Here is a 21,497-nt window from a genome sequence, read left to right on the forward strand (position 1 = left end):
ATAGAGAATATTCTCTATCAAGTTTTTTTATCTTAAACCATTTTTAGCAATAACTATTTTTATATCTTCATAACTAATTTCTTCAGGTAAGGATTCTTTTATTGGTTTTAATTTTCCTAATCCTATTTTGTTTATTACAGATAATATTTTTTCTTCTTTCATAGGATCATCTATAAATTTTGACCAATCTATATTTTGCCCCTGTTCTTCACATTTTATTAAATGCTCGATTATGGTATTTATAGTAAAGTTTCTTTTCTCTGATATTTCTTTTAATAACAGACCTTCTAGATAACAATCATATGTTGATTTATATCTGTCTATTAAGTCTTCTCTTATATTTTCTTCTTTTTCAACTTCTATTGAATTAATTCCATTTTTCATACAATAGTCTACAACTATCTTTAAAAACCTTTCTCCGTAGCTTTCATATTTTTTTAAACCTATTCCTTTTATCATAAGCATAGATTCTCTATCTTTTGGAAAGTATGATGCCATTTCCTTTAGGGTAGAATCATGGAATATCATAAATGGTGCTAGTTCATTTTCCTGGGATATTGAATATCTTAAAGATTTTAATTCTTGGAATAATTCTTCATCAAAATTCTCATTCATATCTTTTAATTTATTTGTTTCTTTAGATGATGTTCTCTCTACCAAATGTTTTTTATGATATACATTGATTTGTCCCCTTAATATTTCACCAGCAGTTCGTGATAATTTTAATACTGGGAATTTATCTGCTGTAATATAGATATATCCTTTAGATACTAAAGTCATAATGATTTCTCTTAATGTATCTGCATTATATTCTTTCATAATCCCATAAGTAGAAACTTTATCTAGTCCAAAATCCAATAGTTTTTTATTTTTTGAACCTCTAAGTACTTGAATTACCATAGTTAAGCCATATCTTTCCTGAACTCTATATATACAAGAGAGTATTTTTTGAGACTCTATTGTAATATCTACCATTTCTGATTTATCTAAGCAGTTTCCACAGTTATTACAATTAGAATTCTTTATGGTTTCTCCAAAGTAGGTTAATATACTATTTCTAAGACAATCGTTAGTATGGCAGTAATCAATAAGATATTGAAGGTTTTTATAAAGAATAGTTTCCCGTTCCAATGATATTGGATTATTCTGTATTAGAAGTTTTTGCTTTACTATATCAGATGGTGAATACAAAAGTGTACAATGACTAGGCTCTCCATCACGACCAGCACGTCCAGCTTCTTGATAGTATGCTTCCATATTTTGAGGCATATTATAATGGATTACAAATCTAACATCTGGTTTATCTATTCCCATACCGAAAGCATTTGTAGCCACTATTATTTGTACTCTATTAAATATGAAATCATCTTGATTTCTTTGACGAGTATTTGCATCCATTCCCCCATGATAATCTACCACAGAAAAACCTTGTTTTCTTAGTTTGTCGGTTAATGCTTCTACGGTTTTTCTTGTAGAGCAATATATAATTCCAGATTCATTAGGGAAATTATCTTTTATATAATCTACAACATAGGAGTATTTATTACTTACTTTTATAACTTGATAGAATAAATTTGGTCTATCAAATCCTATTATTGATTCTATGGGACTTCGAAGCTCTATTAGAGATTTAATCTCTTCTACTACTTCCTTAGTAGCTGTTGCAGTATATGCTGCAACTATAGGTCTATTGAAAAAAGTTTTAATAAACTTTGGAATTTCTACATAAGACGGTCTAAAATCATGACCCCATTGTGAGATACAATGAGCCTCATCAACGGCAACCATAGATACCTTTATATCATTTACTAAATTAATAAAGGAGTATGTATTTAGACGTTCAGGGGCTACATAGATTATTTTATATTTTCCTTCTTTGATTTCTTGCACTCTATAATTAAATTCACTATCATCTAAGGTACTATTAATAAAAGTGCCAGATATTCCAATTTCATTTAAGGAATCTACTTGGTCTTTCATTAAAGATATTAGAGGTGAAACAACTATAGTAATTCCATCTAATAATATAGCTGGCAATTGATAGCAAAGGGACTTTCCGCCGCCAGTAGGCATTATACCTAAGACATCTCGTCCGCTTAAAACTCCTTTTATTAATTTTTCTTGACCCTCTTTAAATTCAGTATATCCAAAATAAGTTTTAAGAGCTTTATAAATATCCAAAAAACAACACCTCCTACATAATCTTATACTTTTATTTAGTGAATATCAAGAATAGAAGATTAGATATAAAGGGAATCTAATGAAAAAGTCATGAATATAATTGATTTAAAAGAAAGATTAAAAAAGTTTTCCTGACGAGTTATCGGTAGGGGAACAACGTAGATGAGTCAATAGGTAACTTATACAGAAAAAACAGAAATATAATATTCAAATTCAGCTTTCAATCAAACTATGTTAATAGTAAGTCATGAGGAAGAAATAGTTAATAAAACTGATAGAATGTTTCAAATATAAGTATGATTTTTTCGGGACCTTTGAGGTATTATTAAATATAAAAATTTATCTCTGGTTATTATATTTACTATCGATATATATAATTCTTAGGAGAAATTATCTTAAGAATTCAAAAGATGTGGGATTGACGTTGAATAGTAGAATTGTGTAGGTGAGAATATGAGAAAGAGTATAATATTATTTTTATTGCTTTTATTGTTATTATTTGTAATTTTTCCAAGGACTGGTGTATATGGATTTCTATTTGATAGAGGAAAGTATGGGGATATAGACGAATCTTCCACTGAAATAATTTCAGATTTAGATGAACTTAGCCCCAAGACCAGAGAATTAGCTATTAAGTTTTTAGAGAGGTGTGAAGAAGATGGTCTTTCTGTACGAATTACAGAGACTTATAGGACTCAAGCTCGACAAAACATGTTATATGAACAAGGGAGGACTATATCCGGTTTAATAGTTACGTGGACTAAAAATAGTAAGCATACAAAGAGGCGTGCATTTGACATTTGTGAAGACAATACTGATGAGCCCTATGGGGATTTGGAATTCTTTAGAAAATGTGCAGAAATTGGTAAAGAAGTCGGACTTACGGCAGGCTATTATTTCAAGAGGTATCAAGATATGCCTCATTATGAATTAAATAGATGGTGGTTACGGTGATTATTAAGTGAAGATATGTTTAATATTGAAATTAGAATATGAAAATAATTGTGTAATTGAAATAATTGCTGGTGGTGGAAGTCAAGGCTTATTGAACTCTACTTGGGGAGCTGAAATAAGTAGAATTAAAGAAATTATAGGTGAGATTAAAAATATATTTAAAATAATTTCTTATAAATTATTATGTACAGAAAATTATGATATAATAGCAGCAAGAGTAATTGTAAATTAGGAGGGATTACTATGACCCTGGCGAAAAAAATTGAAGAAATATTAAAAAATGAATTAAGTCCGGAGAATATTAAAACAGTTATAGATATTACTGAATTTTTGAAGTTTAAAGAAAATAAAGTTATATGGAATACAATAAATGAGGCAGAGCATGAATATATATCAGAAGAAGAAAATCAACATTTAGAAGAAATTAAGATAAATGGTGAATTTATTGATCAAGATGATCTTTTAGAAGAATTGAGGATCAATAAGGATGAAATATGATATAAAATATGAGAAAAGATGTTTAAAATATCTAAAGAAATTAGATAAAAATACACGATTAGGAATAGTTAAAGCAATAAATGAACTACCACTTGGAGATGTGAAAAGACTGCAAGGAAATACAGAAAATTATAGACTTAGAGTAGGTGATTATAGGATTATATTTAGTAAAGATGATAAAAGTTTAATCATATTAATTATTGAAATTGGATCACGTGGAGAAGTTTATAATAAATTATAGGAAGTGAAAAATAAAATATAAATATATGTCAAGGGATGGAGAGTGTCTGCTAACCATCCTTTTTTCTTTCAAAGATATATGCAGTAAATTTTCTAACAAAAGAGAGAGTAGTAAATAAGTTCAAAGTTCCAGTGTATTATATAGAAAAAAGTTATCTATGGACACTGTAGAAGTAATTTTGGAAGAAAGACCTAGACTCAAAAGATGAAAGCTTTCAATTTCTACTCGACTAATGCCTGTGGAAAATATATTGTAATAATATGCGTGCAGAAAATTTGACGAATTAGTAGGGTTGAAGTCTTGTCCTTAATAGTTTATTGAAAATGTAAGTATATTTGCAATGATATCATATATCATTGCAAATACTGAAAACTTATTATAAAATCTCATTATAGATATTGGAAAGTAGTCACTAAGGAAAAGAAAAAAGTATAATCTAGAATTAAAAAAGATATAACGAGATCATTTCTAAAACATTTCTTTTCAAAAAAATATATTATGATAATAAGAGGGATTATATGTGTACAGGTATAAAAATAAATTATGAAGATGGTTGTGTAATGGGAAGGACAATGGATTATGAAGTTCCTTTAAACTACAATGTAATATATTTACCAGAAAAGTATAATTTTTGTAATGATTTAATGGGACAACCATTGTACACAAAATACAAAACATTAGGAATATGTTTTGAAAATCGAGATCCATTGAAGGATGGCATAAATGAGCATGGCTTAATAGGGATTACCAATGCTTTTTCAGGATTCAATCTTTATTCTAATAAAATAAAATCAGGAAAGACTAATATTTCTAGTTTGAATTATTTTACCTATGTGCTTACAAACTACAAATCTGTAGAGGAATTAATTGAAGATTTGTCAAATATTCGTATTTCGACTAAAGATCATAAGGGAGAAAATGTAATATCACCAGACTTTCATTTTATGTTTACCGATTCTACTAAAAGATGTATAGTTATTGAACCTAGAAAAGGGGAATTGATATATTATGAAAATCCATATAATGTAATGACAAATTCACCAAGTTTTGAATCTCATATTAGAAGATTGAATCAAACCTTAGATTTAGACAACCTTGAAAACTTTAACTCTTCTAAAAATTTGCCAGGAGGTTATGATCCTGTTTCTAGATTTATTAAAGCTTTTTATCTAACTAAAATGAATATTAAACCTAATAATTATAAGGAGGCACTTTCATACTCTTATAATATAATGGCAGCGATGACTATGCCAAATGGATTTGTTAGAAATGAAAAGTATAATTACACTACTTATACTAGATATATTTGTTCCTATGATTCAAAGCATAAACTATTAACTGTAAAGTCTAATACTAATCCAACAGTTTATCAGCTAGGATTTGAAGATATAGGAAATAAGGATAAAAGACAAGAATTTTTCTTAGATACAGATTTTGTTGCAGAAAAGTTAAGATAGTAAAGATTAAAAACTCTTTATAAAAGAGCTTTTTAAAATAGATAAATATGAATATCAATTTGGAAAAGGATAATTTTCAAAATTTAAAGAGGATTAATCAATAAACCAATCCTCTTTAAATTTATATCCCAAAATATAAATTAGAAATAGAAGATTATGATATAATAAAGGCAAATATACATGTGGAGGTGTGAGATATGAAATGGCAAGAAGTCAGAGAGATATATCCAAATCAATTTGTTAAATTTGAAGTATTGGAATCAAAGGTTATAGGAAATAAGGAATATGTGGATGATGTGACAGTGATTAGGGCTATTTCAGATGGAAAAGAAGCAATGAAAGAATTTGTTAATTGCAAACCTGGACAACTTGTATATAGTACTAAGAATGAAGAAGTAGTAATACAATTAGTGGAGAATATTGGGATAAGAAGGAGTATGTAATATGAACAAATTACAATATAAGAAAGGCCTATTATATACTTCCATAGAAATTAAATTCAAAGAAAAATCTATTGTTATAGAAGATGTAATAATAGATACAGGGGCTTCTCATACAATTATTACAACAGAATATTTGGAAGAAATGGATATTCCACTTTTGGATGATGACGAGTTGATAAAAGCTATAGGCTATGGTGGAATGACATGTTATTCTATTAGAAAAAGGTTAGATGAAATAAGATGCGGAAATTTAGTTTTAAAAGATATCAAATTGGACTTTGGTGTTATTGACCCTAAGGATAGAATTAATGGTCTTATAGGCTTGGATTTTATGATTGGTGCTAAAACAATAATCAATTTAGTAGATTTTACCCTTTATGAAAAAGAATTGTAATTTATTAATGTATATTTATAGATTTATGTTCATTTTTGTAAATTATTCACTTATATTTTATCATAATATAGTATAAATTTATATGAATGACCATTTTTGGAGGGGGGATAAACTGTGGAGAGTAAAAGGTTAGTAATAAAAAGTAAAAGTGTAGGGGAAATTGTTAATTACATAAATAATGATATGAAAGAATACACTATTCAACCATCGGATAATATTCGTATTTTTATGAGTGAGAAATATTATTTTAGAAATAATACACAGTTAATGACATCTTTAATATTTAAGATAAAAGATGAAAATAACTGTGTAATTGATATAATTGCTGGTGGTGGAGATTATGGACTATTTAGCTCCGATTGGGGTGCAAAGAAAAGTAGGATTAAAGAGATTGAAGATGAAATCAAAAGTATCTGTATGGATAAAGGTTGGGAAATGAACACAATATGGACATAAATAATTTGAATTTATTATTTTTCATTTTTTATTTATCTTTATCTATATTGCCATGATGCAATATAAAACATCTCTATAATTTGATTGTTAATTACCAATCATGGGTATATTAATTAAAAATAATTAAGGAGGTATGCTTATGGCAAAAATCATAATTTCACCAGGAAAATACATACAAGGTGCTGGTGAGTTAAAGAGAATTAAGGATCATGTAGGAAATTTAGGAAAATCATTCTTTATTATAATTAGTGAATCAGGTTATAAAAGATTTGGAGAAACTGTGAAAGAAAGTTTCGGAGACTCTGCTAACATCCATTTTGCAAAGTTTAATGGTGAATGTTCAAAAGGAGAAATAAAAAGACTTGAAGAAGAAGTAAAATCAATAGGTGCAGATGTTATTATTGGTATAGGTGGAGGAAAAATTCATGATACTGCAAAAGCTATTGCCTATTATGAGGGTATGCCAGTAGTCATAATTCCAACTATTGCAAGTACTGATGCGCCTTGTAGTGCATTATCTGTATTATATACAGATGAAGGAGAATTCGATGAATATTTACTTTTACCAAAGAATCCAGACGTTGTATTGATTGATTTAGAAGCAGTTGCATCTGCTCCAGTAAGATTACTTGTTGCAGGTATGGGAGATGCTTTGGCTACAAAGTTTGAAGCTAGGGCTAGTTTTCAATCAGGCTCAACAACTATGGCTGGTGGACTTGCTACAGACGCTGCTATTTCTTTAGCTAATTTATGCTATGATACGCTGATAAACGAAGGACTAAAGGCAAAGCTAGCTGTAGAAAAGAAAGTTGTAACTAAGGCAGTAGAAAAAATAGTAGAAGCCAATACACTTCTAAGTGGTCTTGGATTTGAAAGTGGCGGACTTGGTGCTGCTCATGCTGTTCACAACGGATTAACTGTAATAGAAGAAGCTCATGAGTTTTATCATGGTGAAAAAGTTGCTTTTGGAGTATTAGTTCAATTAGTATTAGAGAATGCATCTATGGAAGAATTAGATGAAGTACTATATTTCTGTAATGAAGTAGGACTACCAACTACATTGGCTGATTTAAATATGTCTAATGTTTCAAAAGAAAAGTTAATGGAGGCAGCAAAAATAAGTTGTGTAGAAGGGGAAACTATTCATTACATGCCATTTAAAGTAACAGCAGAAGATGTATATGCAGCAATATTAGCTGCAGATGCCATAGGAGAAAACTTTAAGAAACAATATATTTAAAGTATATTATAAGTATTTAAATAATTAAATCATAAGAACCTGTCCCTGTAAATATATGGACAGGTTTTATCTATTTGAATGAAAAAATAATTTTATATTCATATTCAGGTGGGAAAGTTCATTTGCTAGAATATTTAGAGGAAAAACGCTTCGTAATCAAAATTATAGGTGCAAAAGGAATTCTTTCAAACATACAAGATTAGAGATAATTAGACTAGCCAGCTTAGACTATGAATTTAAGCACACTTATTTAATGGAAATAAAAAAGGTAAATAATCTTCTAACTTTCATTATGGTGCTAGGATTGATAAACCAACATAATTCTATGTATATAATGTAAATAAAATAGGAGAAATAACTGTATTTGCTATATAGAATAGTATTGTGATAGATAGAATAGAAAGGTCAAAGAATAAGGATATGACTGTCATATTAAGTAAATCATGGGTATAATGTAATAAAGTATATAAAGGGGGAGAGGAAATGGAGGAATTAAATAATAGAATAAAGAAAAAGAGGATTTATATAATTTCATTTATATGTATAGTCACAGTTTTAGGAATAATTATATTGACTACTAATCAAATTAACAAAAGGTTTTCAATAGATAAAGAAAGATTCAGATATATAGGAGAAGAAATAAATGATACAAAAAACATTATATTTAAAGATAAGAAAGATAATATCCTAACCGTAAGTATAGAAGAAAAAGGAGATACAAGCTTATATCTTGCAGAAAAATATACTATTTATTATTTAGATAAAGTAATAATTTGTGATGCATCTCATGGGTCTGGGATTGGGAGAAAAATTATTTTATCTGATGGCAGGACATATGAGCATTATGTTTTTAGCTCATTACCAAGAATGAAAGAAAAAAATAATAAGCCTTATGATGTTCAATTGGCTGATGGAATCGAAGAGGTTATAAATTTTAATGAGGGATTAGAAGGTTATGTACTTCCATTTTTTTTAATATTATCAATCTTAATAGCTGTAGGATTAGCGAGAGTTATATATCCAAGAGAACTCTGGAAATTCCAGCATTTTCTATGTGTAGAAAATGGAGAGCCTACTGAATTTGCAATAAATATGAATGTTTTAGGAGGGATATTAATAATCTTATTTGCACTGATATTGTATCCTATAGTTATAAAATAGAAAAGTTACAAAATAGAAAAAATATTATCTAAAGAAAAGAATAATAGGGAGATAAATAGAAAGATTAGCTTAGTGATATGAGAAGAATAGGAAGTATTCTAATTTATAAAAAGAGATAAAAACTTATATTAGGAGAATAAGGGATTGCTGGTTTTGTGCGGCATCAATTTTAAATTATAAAAGTAAGTTAGAAAGTTGTTTCCTAGCTTACTGTATTATAAAATGTAGATTGTATGCTGTGCATTGTGAATTGACTATGATATAATATAATATTAGCAATATATTTGAAAGGTTGATACTTTTGGAAATAAAATTAAATGGATTGGAAGAAACAACAGATTTCGGAATTAAATTGGGCAGTATCCTAAGAGCTGGTGATATTCTTTGTTTAAATGGCGATTTAGGGGCAGGAAAGACTACTTTAACTAAATCAATAGGATTAGGTCTTGGAGTTACTGATTATATAACTAGTCCAACATTTGCTTTGATAAATGAATATAGCGGAAATATGCCGGTTTATCATTTTGATGTATATAGATTGGAAAATGTAGAAGAAATTTATGATTTAGGATTTGATGAATACTTTTATGGAAATGGTGTTTGCATAATAGAATGGGCAGAGAGAATAGAAAAATTGCTGCCTAAGGAAAGAATAGTTCTAAACATTGAAAAGGGTAAAGATATATGTGATAGGGTAATAAATATTACAGGAAATGGTAATAGATATATAGAGATACTTAAGGAGTTGGAGAAAAATTGAAGATATTAGCTTTAGATACATCAACAATGATGGCAACTTGTGCTGTATTAGATGAAAATAGAGTATTAGGAGAATATTCATTAAATCAAGAAGAGACTCATTCAGAGAAATTAGTCCCTATGGTTAAGGAAGTCTTAGATAGTTTAGATTTAAAGGTAAGCGATATTGACCTTTATGGAGTAGCCATAGGACCTGGCTCCTTTACAGGACTTAGAATTGGTGTTGCAACAATAAAGGCATTTGCCCATTTGTTTAAAAAACCAGTAGTAGGTATATCTACTTTGGAAGCTTTAGCTTTTAATTTGCCTTATGGAGAAATTGTTGTACCAATGATTGATGCAAGGAGAGACAGGGTTTATACTGGTATATATACTTGGGAAAATGGCAAAATTAAGACAATAATGGATCCAGATGTATTGGATATATATTATCTTTTAGATATTCTCGATAAATCCTATGATAAGGTACTAGTAAACGGAGATGGTTCTCTATTACATAAGGGAAAAATTCAAGAAGGATTAAAAGAAAAAGTAAGATTTTCAACTATTGGTCAAAATTTTTGTAGAGCAACTAGTGTTGGAGAATTAGCCCTTATAAAATATAATGAGGGTCATACAGATGATTGTTATACTTTAGTACCAGAATATTTAAGGGAATCTCAAGCTCAGAGGGAGTTGAGGGAAAAGGAGCAGCGATAAATATGGATATAATTATCCGTAAAATGGAAGAGAAAGATTTAGATAGGATAATGGAAATAGAGAAGGATGCTTTTACTACTCCTTGGTCAAAGGAGGCATTTTTACTTGAAATTACAAAAAATCAGCTAGCTAGGTATATGGTGGCAGAAGTTGATAATATTGTAGTTGGATATGGTGGTATATGGCTTATATTAGATGAAGGACATATAACTAATATAGCAGTAGAAAGTAAATATAGGAAAATAGGTGCAGGTAAAGCTATAGTAGAGGCGCTTATTTATTTATGTGAGGAACAAAGAATTAGTGCAATGACATTGGAAGTTAGAGAATCTAATATAGTTGCTCAAAGCTTATATAAGAAATATGATTTTGTTGAATCGGGAATTAGACCAAATTATTATGCAGATGATAATGAGGATGCAATAATTATGTGGAAAAAATTATAGAATTAAGAGGTGTATATTATGTTGACATTAGCCATAGAGACTTCCTGTGATGAGACCTCTTGTGCTGTGATTAAAGATGGCAGGGAGGTTTTATCTAATATAATATCTTCCCAGATAGATATTCATAGGAAATTTGGAGGTGTAGTACCAGAAATAGCTTCAAGAAAACATATAGAAAGTATAGATCCAATTATCCAAGAAGCATTGGATAAAGCAAATATTGGATTTAGTGATATAGATTTAATAGGGGTTACTCAGGGACCAGGCTTAGTTGGAGCTTTGTTAATAGGCATATCAACTGCCAAAGCATTAGCTTATGGTTTAGATATACCTATTATTGGAGTAAACCATATTCAGGGACATGTTTGTGCAAACTATATTGAGCATAAAGATTTGGAGCCACCTTTTACATGTTTAATAGTATCAGGTGGACATACCTATTTAGTACAGGCCAATAGTTATACTGATTATGAATTAATAGGCAGAACAAGAGATGATGCGGCAGGAGAAGCCTTTGATAAAGTAGCTAGAGCTTTGGGACTTCCCTATCCAGGAGGACCAGTCATAGATAAACTAGCTGAATCTGGAAACAAAGGAGCAATAGATTTTCCAAGAGTATTATTAGAGCCAAAGTCCTATGATTTTAGCTTTAGTGGTCTTAAAACAGCAGTATTAAATTATTTAAATCAGGCAAGACAAAAAGGTGAAGAGATTGTAATAGAAGATGTAGCAGCATCTTTTCAACAAGCTGTATTAGATGTGCTTGTGGATAAGTCCTTTAGATTGGCCAGTGAAAGAAAATCAAATAAAATAGTTATAGCTGGTGGAGTAGCATCAAATCAAGGTTTGAGAGATATGATGGAAGAAAGAGGAAAGAAAGAAAATATAGAAATATTTTATCCTTCTAGGATATTATGCACAGATAATGCTGCAATGATTGGTGCAGCTGCTTATTTCAACTATAAAGAAGGTAAAGAATCGGATCTTCATTTAAATGTTGTGCCAAATTTAGAGTTAATTTAGCATTTTCAAACAAATTATTTCATATATTGTCCACATATAATAGGATAATTTATTGTAAAAATATGTGGACAATGTGGATAATCTAGAGAAAACCTTAAAATAAAGGCCTTGAGATGTGGATAAACTTGTGGGTACTGTGTATAACATGTGAATTATATGTGAAATTACCCTTCAGTTAATAAAATCCATTCTTCATATAGTCCATCTAGTTTAAGCTTAGCTTCCTCTCTTTTTTTCGTTAGTTCAACAATTTTTTCGGGATTTTCATATATTTGAGGGTCACAAAGAAGATTATCTAACCCTTCAAGTTTGGATTCTTCTTCTGCTATTTTCTCTTCTAAATTATTTATTTTCTTTTTTTTAGTTCTTTCTTCTTGTATTAATTCTTTTTCTCTTCTTTTTTCTAGTTTAATTTGAGTTTTGGTTTTACCATTATCATCATCTTCTACATATATTATTTCGTTTTTCTTTTCCAAATAATAATCATAATTTCCCAAGTATTCCTTAATTCCATCTTTAGTTAATTCTAGGATTTTATTGGTTACTCTATTTAAGAAATATCTATCATGGGAGATCACAAATAATGTGCCCTCATAATCAAGTAGTGCTTCTTCTAAAATTTCCTTAGAATCAATATCTAAATGGTTTGTAGGTTCATCCATTAATAAAAAGTTTGAATTGGATAACATTAGTTTCAGCAGAGAAAGTCTACCTTTTTCTCCTCCACTAAGTTCTGAGATTTCCTTAAATATATCATCACCTATAAACATAAATTGACTAAGCATAGTTCTTATTTGATAATGGTCAAAGTTTGGATTTTCGTCCCATATTTCATCTATAATAGTTTTATTTAGGTTAAGCTTGGACATTTCTTGGTCAAAATATCCACTGACAACATGATGTCCAACAAGAATATTTCCATTACCCTTAGGAATTTGGCCTAGGATTATTTTAAATAAGGTTGTCTTTCCTATACCATTAGTCCCAATAAGACCTACTCTTTCTCCTCTATAAATGTTAAAGTTTATATCCTTTAGTAAATTAAATTCTCCAAAGGATTTTTCCAATTTTTCAACTCTTAGAACATCTCTTCCAGATTTAATTTTTGGTTCGAATTTTATCCTAGTTTTTTTCTGCTCAGTAGGTTTCGTCATTATTTTCATTTTTTCTAATGTTTTTTGTCTACTTTGAGCCTGCTTTATATATCTAGAGCCTCCATAGTTCATAAATCGACTAATTATTTCTTCTTGCCTTTTTATTTCTTTTTGCTGGTCTTCAAAATGTTTCTTATATATTTCTAATTCTTTTTTTCTTCTAATCATAAAATTAGAGTAATTAGTATTGTAAATGTTTAATTTTAAATTTTCTATATGAAATATTCTATTTGCAACATTATCTAAAAAGTATCTATCGTGGGAAATTATAAGGGCTGCTCCCTTATAATCTTTTAAAAACTTTTCTAACCAATCTATGGCATCTATATCTAAATGGTTAGTAGGCTCGTCTAATAAGAGAATATTAGGCTTTTCAAGAAGCAGCTTAGCTAAGGATAAGCGTGATTTCTGTCCTCCGCTAAGGACATTAACTTGCTTTTCTAAGTCTTCATCATTAAAGCCTAAGCCTTTAAGGGTTCCTTTAATTTCTGATTTATATCCATATCCATTTAAGGATAAGAATTTTTCTGACATATGAGCATATTCATCCATTAAATCATTAAGTTTTTCAGTTGTACCTTTTTCACTTTCTAATGATATTTCATGTTCAAGTATTCTCAGGTCTTCTTCCATCTTTATTAATGGAAGAAAAACATTTAAACATTCATTAAATATAGTTTTATCACTTTCTATTTTTGTATGCTGTTTTAAGTATCCAAGCTTTATATCTTTTTGAATATATATATCTCCGCTATCTTCTGTAATTTCTCCACTTAAAATATTGAAAAGGGTGGTTTTACCTGAACCATTTAGTCCAATTACCCCAATTTTATCTCCATCTTCTACAGTAAAGCTAAGACCATCTAAAATAGTGTCTGTTACATAAGATTTAGTTATATTGCTACATGAAAGGACTAACATTTTATTTCCTCCTAAATATTATTCTTTTATATTGTATCAAAAAATATATTCGTTTTCCATTGTCTTTGATACCCCCATATGGTAAAATAAACTAAAGTTATGTAATGATGAGGGAGAAAATGGATATATATATTGATAGAAAAGCAAAAGAGTATATAAAAAATAAATCTGGAGATAATTCTATACAAATTATAATTGAGAGGATAGGCGGAGGATGATGTGCTAGCTATCAACCATCGGTGAAGGTTGGAAAACCATATAATAATGATTCTTTTATTATGCATAAAGAAGGAGATATAGACATATATATTTCTCCAAATATAAAGGTACGTAATGATGGATTGAAAATTGGTCTTAACAAGATTTTATGGATAAAGTCTTTAAATGTAGATGGTTTAATATTATGATTTAATAAAGAAAATACTCCTATAAATTTTAGGAGTATTTCAAGATTTTAAATCCTGTTCCATTGCCATTGAAGATAGAATAGGATCAATTAAATTTAAATTACATTTACCATCCTTAGTATAATGAATACAATTTATACAGTTTTCATACTTATCTTCATAAGCACGTACAGAGGAGGTTAGAGTATTTGATGTTAGATTATTTCTTGATGGGTCATATTCATTACAATATAAGGCTATTTTTCTAAGTTGCTCTTTGCTTGCCATATAAATTGCTCCTTTCAAGAATTATTATGTCAAAAAAGGTAATAAAATATTCAAAAAAACATTATGTAAGTAAATTGACATATTAATATCACGATGTTATAATAATCTGTAAAATATTATTGGGTGGTGATTACAGGATGGACAGAGACAGCAAGGTTTCCATAACAGTTATAAGAAGGTTACCTAAATATTATAGATATTTGGGAGAATTATTAAATAAAGGAATTAACAGAATTTCATCTCAAGAATTAAGTAATATGACAGGCTTTACAGCTTCTCAGATAAGACAAGATTTAAATAATTTCGGTGGATTCGGACAACAGGGATATGGATATAATGTAGAAGAGTTACATGGACAGCTAGCTAAAATCCTTGGATTAGAGACTATATATAAAGCTGTAATAGCAGGTGCAGGAAACCTAGGTCAGGCCATAGCTAATTATAAAGGTTTTGAAGATGCTGGTTTCAAAGTACTTTCACTTTTTGATAAAAATCCAAAACTCATAGGGTTGAAGATTAGAGATATTGAAATAAGAGATGTAGATACTATGATTGATTTTATTAAGGAAAATAATGTAGATATAGGAATCATTACCTCTCCAAAAGATAATGCTCAAGAAATAGCAGATGCTTTTATAAAAGCTGGAGTAAAAGGAATTTGGAACTTTGCTCCAACAGACTTAAATGTTCCTGAAGAAATGATAGTGGAGAATGTACGCTTAAATGAAAGCTTATTTACACTTTCATATTTTCTAAAAGATAAATATAATTAGAGATGGATATAAACAAATTGAGATGTTAAAATAATAACTGAAATCATAAAGAATATAAATTAAATGAACAAAAGATTAATGAAAAAGCCTAATTATTCAACTATATTGAATAATTAGGCTTTTTATATTAAAAATTAAGGATAAAAATTTAACGATATCACTGGAAATAAAAAGATAAAAGGCTTATAATGTAATCATAGGGATAGCCAATATATTAGGGAGGGAAATAATATATGAATTTCAAACTAACTAAAGAGCAACAAATGGTAAGAAATGTAATGAAGGAATTCACCGAAAAAGAGGTAAAGCCTATTGCTGCAGAGATAGATGAAACGGAACAATTTCCGCGAGAAACTGTCAATAAAATGGCAAAGTATAATATGCTTGGTATACCTTTTCCAGTTGAATACGGTGGTTCAGGTGGAGATGAATTATCATATGCTATAGCTGTGGAAGAATTATCAAAGGCTTGTGCTACTACAGGAGTTATATTATCAGCTCATACATCCTTAGGATGTTGGCCAATATACAAATTCGGAACAGAAGAACAAAAACAAAAATATTTAGTTCCTTTAGCAAAGGGAGAACATTTAGGTGCTTTTGGTTTAACAGAACCTAATGCTGGTACAGATGCGGCAGGACAACAAACTACAGCAGTACTTCATGGAGACGACTATATTTTAAATGGCTCAAAGATATTTATTACAAATGGAGGACAGGCAGATACATATATAATATTTGCTATGACTGATAAGAGTAAGGGAACAAGAGGAATATCTGCTTTTATAGTTGAGAAAGATCGTGAAGGATTTAGTATAGGAAAGATTGAAGAGAAAATGGGCATTAGAGCTTCAGCTACAGCAGAACTAATATTCCAAAATTGCAAGATTCCAAAAGAAAACTTATTAGGTAAAGAAGGAGAAGGATTTAAAATAGCTATGGCTACCCTTGATGGCGGTAGAATTGGTATAGCTTCTCAAGCTCTTGGTATAGCTGCAGGTGCTTTAGATGAAACTGTAAAATATTTAAAAGAAAGACAACAGTTTGGCAGACCACTAGCTAAATTCCAAGGACTTCAATGGATGGTGGCAGATTTGGCTACAGAAATTGATGCAGCTAGACTTTTGGTTTATAGAGCAGCATATAACAAAGCTAATAATTTTCCATATAGCAAAGAAGCAGCTATGGCTAAACTTTTCGCAGCAAATTGTGCTATGAATGTAACTACTAAATGTGTTCAACTATTTGGCGGATATGGATATACAAAAGATTATCCTATGGAAAGAATGATGAGAGATGCTAAGATTACGGAAATATACGAAGGTACATCTCAAGTTCAACAAATGGTTATAGCAGCTCAGGTGTTAAAATAATAAGTTAGGAGGAAGAAAATGAATATTATAGTATGTTTAAAACAAGTACCAGATACTAATGAAGTTAAAATAGATCCAGTTCGTGGAACGCTTATTCGTGAAGGAGTACCAAGCATTATAAATCCAGATGATAGAAATGCTCTGGAAGAAGCTTTAAGACTTAAAGATGAACATAAGGATATTAAAATAACAGTATTAAGTATGGGACCTCCTCAAGCGGATGTTGCTCTTAGGGAAGCTTTAGCTATGGGTGCAGATGAGGCTGTATTATTATCAGATAGAGCTTTTGCAGGTTCTGATACTTGGGCTACATCTACAGCTTTAGCAACAGGAATTAAAAATATAAAAGATTATGATATTATTTTCTGTGGAAGACAAGCAATAGATGGAGATACAGCACAAGTTGGACCTCAAATTGCAGAACATTTAAATTTACCTCAAATAACTTATGTTGAAGAATTAAAGATCAAAGATGACAAGGTTATAGCTAAAAGAGCATTGGAAGATGGACATTTTGTTATAGAATCAGAAATGCCTGTGCTTTTAACAGCTATAAAAGAATTAAATGAGCCAAGATATCCTTCTATTAAGGGTATATATGATGCTTATAAGAGTGATAATGTAAAAATTTGGTCTGCTAAAGATATAGATGCTGATTTTAGCAATTTAGGATTAGATGGTTCTCCTACTCAAGTAAATAAATCATTTACACCACAAGGAAGAACAGGTGTAGGTGAAATTTTACAAGGAAATGCCAAGGAATCTGCTAGAGGGTTAGTAGTGAAATTAAAAGAAAAACATCTTATTTAATATGATCATTAGATAAAGGAGGAAATTTAAATGGCTGTGAAAGTTATAGAAATGAAATGTATTAGCTGCGGAAAATGCGTTAGAGTATGTCCATTTGAAGCTATTGATATGGTAAATAAGAAGGCTAAAATAAACGAAAAATGTACGGCTTGTGGGCAATGTGTAGAGGCTTGTCCTGTAAATGCAATCGAAAAAGAAGAAAAGAAACATAGAGCGGGCGGAGTAGACGTAGATTTATATAGAGGTGTGTGGGTTTTTGCAGAGCAAAGGGACGGAGAATTGCTTAATGTAGCTATAGAATTAGTTGGAGAAGGAAGGAAAATAGCAAATGCTCTAAATACAGAGTTAACTGCTGTATTATTAGGTAAAGATGTGGATAATTTAGCTGAAAAGCTTGTTAAATATGGTGCGGATAATGTTTTATATGCTGATCATGAACTATTAAATGTATATACAACGGAGGGATATACTAAGGTAATATATGATTTAGTTAAAGAAAGAAAACCTGAAATTATTTTAATTGGTGCTACAAATATTGGTAGAGATTTAGGACCTAGAATATCTGCTAGAGTACACACAGGACTTACAGCTGACTGTACTAAACTAGACGTGGATTTAGAAAATAGAAGACTTATGCAAACACGTCCAGCATTTGGCGGTAATCTAATGGCAACAATCATATGTCCAGACCATAGACCACAAATGTCTACAGTTAGACCAGGAGTTATGGAAAAAGCTAAATATGATGAAAGCAGAAAAGGCAATATAGTTAAATTTGTACCAGAATTAAAAGATGAAGATATAAGAGCTAAAGTTACAGAAGTGGTTAAAGGTGAAAAAGCAGAAGTACAATTAGAAGAGTCTAAGATAATAGTATCTGGTGGTAGAGGACTTGGAAATCCAGAAGGATTTAAGCTAATCGAAGACTTAGCTAAAAAACTTGGAGGAGTAGTAGGTGCTTCTCGTGCTACTGTTGATGCTGGTTGGATAGAACATAATCACCAAGTAGGACAAACAGGAAAAACTGTTAGACCTTCACTTTATGTTGCTTGTGGTATATCAGGAGCTATTCAGCATTTAGCTGGTATGCAAGAATCTAAAGTTATAGTTGCTATAAATAAAGATGCAGATGCACCTATATTTAAAATTGCTGACTATGGTATAGTTGGAGATGTTTATGAAGTATTACCAGAACTTATAGAAGCATTAGATAATGTAGATGATATAATGGAAGCATTTAAGGCATTAAATAATTAGTAATTAATAATGTAAAATGGACAGTTAACGTTTAACAATTAAGATTTCAGAGAAAGTAAGAATTATAAAGCTTTTATTTGATTTTCAGTTTTAATTGTTCTTTGTTAACTGTTCTCTGCTAATTGCTAATATTCTGAAATGTTTACAAAAAAATTCCATTGTGTTATAATTTCAGTGAAATGCTGTATGACTAAATAAAGTTTCGCTATTTAAATTATAGGGGGGTTTTGTACAATGTCAAAAGAAAATTTAAATCCATTAGAAAGTGCCCAATTACAAGTAAAATCTGCTTGTGATGCATTAGGTTTAGAACCAGCAGTTTATGAATTACTTAAAGAACCACAAAGAGTTATAGAAATCTCTATTCCTGTTAAAATGGATGATGGTTCAGTAAAAATATTTAAAGGCTATAGATCAGTTCATAATGATGCTATAGGACCTGCTAAAGGTGGAGTTAGATTCCATCCAGGAGTTAATGTAGATGAAGTTAAGGCTTTATCAATTTGGATGACTTTTAAATGCTGCGTAACAGGTATCCCATATGGTGGAGGAAAAGGCGGAATCACTGTTGATCCAAGTACTCTATCACAAGGAGAATTAGAAAGATTAGCAAGAGGATATGTTCAAGGACTTTATAAGTATTTAGGAGAAAAAATAGATGTTCCAGCTCCAGACGTAAATACTAATGGTCAAATTATGGCTTGGATGGTTGACGAATACAACAAATTAAATGGTTCAGCTGCAGTTGGAGTATTTACTGGTAAACCAGTTGCATGGGGTGGATCAAAAGGTAGAAATGAAGCTACTGGATTTGGTGTATCAGTTATCGTTAGAGAAGCAGCAGCTAAATTAGGCATAGATATGAAACAAGCAAAAGTAGCTGTTCAAGGATTCGGAAACGTAGGTAGTTTCACTGTTAAAAACATTCAAGGACAAGGAGCTAAAATAGTAGCTATTGGTGAATGGGCAAAAGAAGTAGGTACTTATGCTATATACAATGAAGAAGGATTAGACTATGATGATATGGCAGCTTATATGAAAGAACATAGAAATCTAGTTAATTATCCAAAAGGAAAAATGATTACATTAGATGAATTCTGGGAATTAAACGTTGATGTTATGGTTCCAGCTGCATTAGAAAATGCTGTTACAGTTGAAGTTGCTGAAAAAATCAATGCTAAATTAGTATGTGAAGCTGCTAATGGACCTATTACTCCAGATGCAGACGTAGTACTTGAAAAGAGAGGAATTACAGTTACTCCAGATATACTTACAAACTCTGGTGGAGTTACAGTTTCCTACTTTGAGTGGGTACAAAACCTATACGGATACTATTGGGGAGAAGACGAAGTTGTACAAAAACAAGAAGTTGCTATGGTTAATGCATTCAACGATATTTACAAAATCGTTAAAGACCATAATGTAACATTCAGAAAAGCTGCTTACATGCATTCAGTTAAAAAAGTAGCGGAAGTAATGAAATTAAGAGGATGGTATTAATATAAATATAGAAAAACTGGCTTAGGCCAGTTTTTTTATATTTAATAAGGGTAATATATAATTATTAGAGATATTTTTAAATAAAAAGGAGAATTATATGAACTATAACATTATTGAAGAAAAAGATAGAATAATATTAAAGGACATGAAAAATTTTGATCCTAAGCATATATTTGAATGTGGTCAAGCTTTTAGGTGGACAGTAGAAGAAGATAATTCCTATACTACAGTAGCTTATGGGAAAGTACTTAATGTAAAGAAAGAAAATAATGACATTATACTATCTAATACAAATAGGGAAGATTTTGATAATATCTGGTATAATTATTTTGATTTAGATAGGGATTATGATGAGATAAAGAAAGAATTATCTAAGGATAAAATATTAGCTGAAGCAATTAAATTTGGTGAAGGAATTAGAATACTTAATCAAGAACCTTTTGAAATGGTAATATCCTTTATAACATCAGCTAATAATCAAATCCCTAGAATAAAAAAATCCATAGAACTAATGTCTAAACATTATGGAGAGAAAATAAATACGGATGATTTATCTAGAAAAGAATATTATAGCTTTCCTAAGGCTGAAAGTTTGTCAAAGGCTAAGGCAGAAGATTTAAAGGAAATATGCAAAGTAGGATTTAGAGGAGAGAGGATAGTACAGACATCAAAGATTATAGCAGATGGAGAATTGAATCTAGATTCCATTTACAATTTAAGTAGAAACGAAGGCAAGGAACTTTTAATGACTTTACCGGGAGTAGGACCAAAAGTAAGTGATTGTATTTTGCTTTTTGCTTTTAATAAAGATGATGCTTTTCCAGTGGATGTATGGGTTAAAAGAGTTATGGAACATTTTTATTTAAAGGAAGATACAAATGTGAAACTAATAGGTTCCCATGGAGCTAGGATATTTGGCAGTCTTGCAGGCTTTGCACAACAATATTTATTTTATTATGCAAGGGAATTAGGTATAGGAAAATAGGATAGTTGACAATTAAAATAGAGATCATTATTTGGAAAATAATGTAGGTAGGCATAACCAGAGTCCATTGGACACTGGTTATTTTAATATTGTAAATT

General features: G+C 30.1%; 24 protein-coding genes. 21 read left to right on the forward strand and 3 right to left on the reverse strand.

Translation table 11 applies throughout. The annotated features are described in order from the left end of the window. Positions 1-27: 27 nt before the first annotated feature. Entirely contained in the window at positions 28-2,181 is a 2,154-nt protein-coding gene (gene recQ, locus ABWP20_RS01405; RefSeq protein ID WP_353093005.1) for a DNA helicase RecQ, read from the reverse strand. 453 nt (positions 2,182-2,634) lie between these two features. Here recQ and ABWP20_RS01410 point away from each other — a divergent pair, with 453 nt between their 5' ends. The 14 genes from ABWP20_RS01410 (at position 2,635) to tsaD (ending at position 11,952) form a co-directional block, all read left to right on the forward strand. After that, entirely contained in the window at positions 2,635-3,135 is a 501-nt protein-coding gene (locus ABWP20_RS01410) for a M15 family metallopeptidase (RefSeq protein WP_353093007.1), read from the forward strand. Between the two features lie 7 nt (positions 3,136-3,142). After that, a complete protein-coding gene (locus ABWP20_RS01415; protein ID WP_353093009.1) occupies positions 3,143-3,367 on the forward strand; it encodes a hypothetical protein in 225 nt (74 codons plus the stop codon). Between the two features lie 11 nt (positions 3,368-3,378). Next, positions 3,379-3,633 (forward strand): hypothetical protein, encoded by a 255-nt coding sequence (locus ABWP20_RS01420; protein ID WP_353093011.1) that lies wholly within the window; start codon positions 3,379-3,381, stop codon positions 3,631-3,633. Continuing rightward, complete coding sequence (locus ABWP20_RS01425; protein WP_353093013.1) at positions 3,623-3,874, forward strand: type II toxin-antitoxin system RelE family toxin; 252 nt, start codon at positions 3,623-3,625, stop codon at positions 3,872-3,874. The genes ABWP20_RS01420 and ABWP20_RS01425 overlap by 11 nt, the downstream gene beginning before the upstream one ends. Before the next feature lie 518 nt (positions 3,875-4,392). Beyond that, positions 4,393-5,331: a linear amide C-N hydrolase gene (locus ABWP20_RS01430; protein ID WP_353093015.1), complete on the forward strand. Its 939-nt coding sequence runs from the start codon at positions 4,393-4,395 to the stop codon at positions 5,329-5,331. A 197-nt stretch (positions 5,332-5,528) separates the two neighbouring features. After that, complete coding sequence (locus ABWP20_RS01435) at positions 5,529-5,774, forward strand: hypothetical protein (RefSeq protein ID WP_353093017.1); 246 nt, start codon at positions 5,529-5,531, stop codon at positions 5,772-5,774. Position 5,775: 1 nt separating this feature from the next. After that, entirely contained in the window at positions 5,776-6,168 is a 393-nt protein-coding gene (locus ABWP20_RS01440) for a retropepsin-like aspartic protease (RefSeq protein WP_353093019.1), read from the forward strand. A gap of 114 nt (positions 6,169-6,282) precedes the next feature. Beyond that, positions 6,283-6,624, forward strand: a complete 342-nt coding sequence (locus ABWP20_RS01445; RefSeq protein ID WP_353093021.1) for a hypothetical protein — start codon at positions 6,283-6,285, stop codon at positions 6,622-6,624. Between the two features lie 139 nt (positions 6,625-6,763). Further along, the gene (locus tag ABWP20_RS01450) at positions 6,764-7,864 is read left to right on the forward strand and encodes a glycerol dehydrogenase (protein WP_353093022.1); all 1,101 of its coding nucleotides are present in this window, start codon (positions 6,764-6,766) and stop codon (positions 7,862-7,864) included. A 483-nt stretch (positions 7,865-8,347) separates the two neighbouring features. Continuing rightward, positions 8,348-9,025, forward strand: a complete 678-nt coding sequence (locus ABWP20_RS01455) for a DUF6199 family natural product biosynthesis protein (protein ID WP_353093024.1) — start codon at positions 8,348-8,350, stop codon at positions 9,023-9,025. A 301-nt stretch (positions 9,026-9,326) separates the two neighbouring features. Beyond that, a complete protein-coding gene (gene tsaE, locus ABWP20_RS01460) occupies positions 9,327-9,785 on the forward strand; it encodes a tRNA (adenosine(37)-N6)-threonylcarbamoyltransferase complex ATPase subunit type 1 TsaE (RefSeq protein ID WP_353093025.1) in 459 nt (152 codons plus the stop codon). Next, positions 9,782-10,483 (forward strand): tRNA (adenosine(37)-N6)-threonylcarbamoyltransferase complex dimerization subunit type 1 TsaB, encoded by a 702-nt coding sequence (gene tsaB, locus ABWP20_RS01465; RefSeq protein WP_353093027.1) that lies wholly within the window; start codon positions 9,782-9,784, stop codon positions 10,481-10,483. The genes tsaE and tsaB overlap by 4 nt, the downstream gene beginning before the upstream one ends. Before the next feature lie 2 nt (positions 10,484-10,485). After that, on the forward strand, positions 10,486-10,929 hold the full coding sequence (rimI, locus tag ABWP20_RS01470) for a ribosomal protein S18-alanine N-acetyltransferase (protein WP_353093029.1): 444 nt from the start codon (positions 10,486-10,488) through the stop codon (positions 10,927-10,929). A gap of 18 nt (positions 10,930-10,947) precedes the next feature. After that, positions 10,948-11,952, forward strand: coding sequence for a tRNA (adenosine(37)-N6)-threonylcarbamoyltransferase complex transferase subunit TsaD (gene tsaD / locus ABWP20_RS01475; RefSeq protein WP_353093031.1), 1,005 nt, complete (start codon positions 10,948-10,950; stop codon positions 11,950-11,952). 164 nt (positions 11,953-12,116) lie between these two features. Here tsaD and ABWP20_RS01480 read toward each other — a convergent pair whose 3' ends face one another. Further along, positions 12,117-14,027 carry an ABC-F family ATP-binding cassette domain-containing protein gene (locus tag ABWP20_RS01480; protein ID WP_353093033.1) on the reverse strand — a complete coding sequence of 637 codons (1,911 nt, stop codon included), beginning with the start codon at positions 14,025-14,027 and terminating at the stop codon, positions 12,117-12,119. Positions 14,028-14,146: 119 nt separating this feature from the next. On the opposite strand from ABWP20_RS01480, the gene ABWP20_RS01485 reads away from it, so the two are divergent. Further along, complete coding sequence (locus ABWP20_RS01485) at positions 14,147-14,434, forward strand: CC/Se motif family (seleno)protein (RefSeq protein WP_353093035.1); 288 nt, start codon at positions 14,147-14,149, stop codon at positions 14,432-14,434. Positions 14,435-14,473: 39 nt separating this feature from the next. Here the strand turns inward: ABWP20_RS01485 and ABWP20_RS01490 are convergent, their stop codons facing one another. Further along, positions 14,474-14,701, reverse strand: coding sequence for a hypothetical protein (locus tag ABWP20_RS01490; protein WP_353093037.1), 228 nt, complete (start codon positions 14,699-14,701; stop codon positions 14,474-14,476). A 137-nt stretch (positions 14,702-14,838) separates the two neighbouring features. Between ABWP20_RS01490 and ABWP20_RS01495 the strand changes: the two genes are divergently transcribed. The 6 genes from ABWP20_RS01495 (at position 14,839) to ABWP20_RS01520 (ending at position 21,399) form a co-directional block, all read left to right on the forward strand. Further along, positions 14,839-15,474 carry a redox-sensing transcriptional repressor Rex gene (locus tag ABWP20_RS01495; RefSeq protein WP_353093039.1) on the forward strand — a complete coding sequence of 212 codons (636 nt, stop codon included), beginning with the start codon at positions 14,839-14,841 and terminating at the stop codon, positions 15,472-15,474. Positions 15,475-15,707: 233 nt separating this feature from the next. Continuing rightward, the gene (locus tag ABWP20_RS01500) at positions 15,708-16,847 is read left to right on the forward strand and encodes an acyl-CoA dehydrogenase (RefSeq protein ID WP_353093040.1); all 1,140 of its coding nucleotides are present in this window, start codon (positions 15,708-15,710) and stop codon (positions 16,845-16,847) included. A gap of 18 nt (positions 16,848-16,865) precedes the next feature. Beyond that, positions 16,866-17,657, forward strand: a complete 792-nt coding sequence (locus ABWP20_RS01505; protein WP_353093042.1) for an electron transfer flavoprotein subunit beta/FixA family protein — start codon at positions 16,866-16,868, stop codon at positions 17,655-17,657. 30 nt (positions 17,658-17,687) lie between these two features. Then, complete coding sequence (locus ABWP20_RS01510) at positions 17,688-18,914, forward strand: FAD-binding protein (RefSeq protein ID WP_353093044.1); 1,227 nt, start codon at positions 17,688-17,690, stop codon at positions 18,912-18,914. A 234-nt stretch (positions 18,915-19,148) separates the two neighbouring features. Then, the gene (locus ABWP20_RS01515) at positions 19,149-20,414 is read left to right on the forward strand and encodes a Glu/Leu/Phe/Val family dehydrogenase (RefSeq protein ID WP_353093046.1); all 1,266 of its coding nucleotides are present in this window, start codon (positions 19,149-19,151) and stop codon (positions 20,412-20,414) included. A 97-nt stretch (positions 20,415-20,511) separates the two neighbouring features. Beyond that, positions 20,512-21,399 carry a DNA-3-methyladenine glycosylase family protein gene (locus ABWP20_RS01520; protein ID WP_353093048.1) on the forward strand — a complete coding sequence of 296 codons (888 nt, stop codon included), beginning with the start codon at positions 20,512-20,514 and terminating at the stop codon, positions 21,397-21,399. The last annotated feature ends 98 nt before the right edge of the window (positions 21,400-21,497 follow it).

The organism is Tissierella praeacuta (assembly GCF_040396155.1).
Lineage (GTDB): Bacteria > Bacillota > Clostridia > Tissierellales > Tissierellaceae > Tissierella > Tissierella praeacuta_A.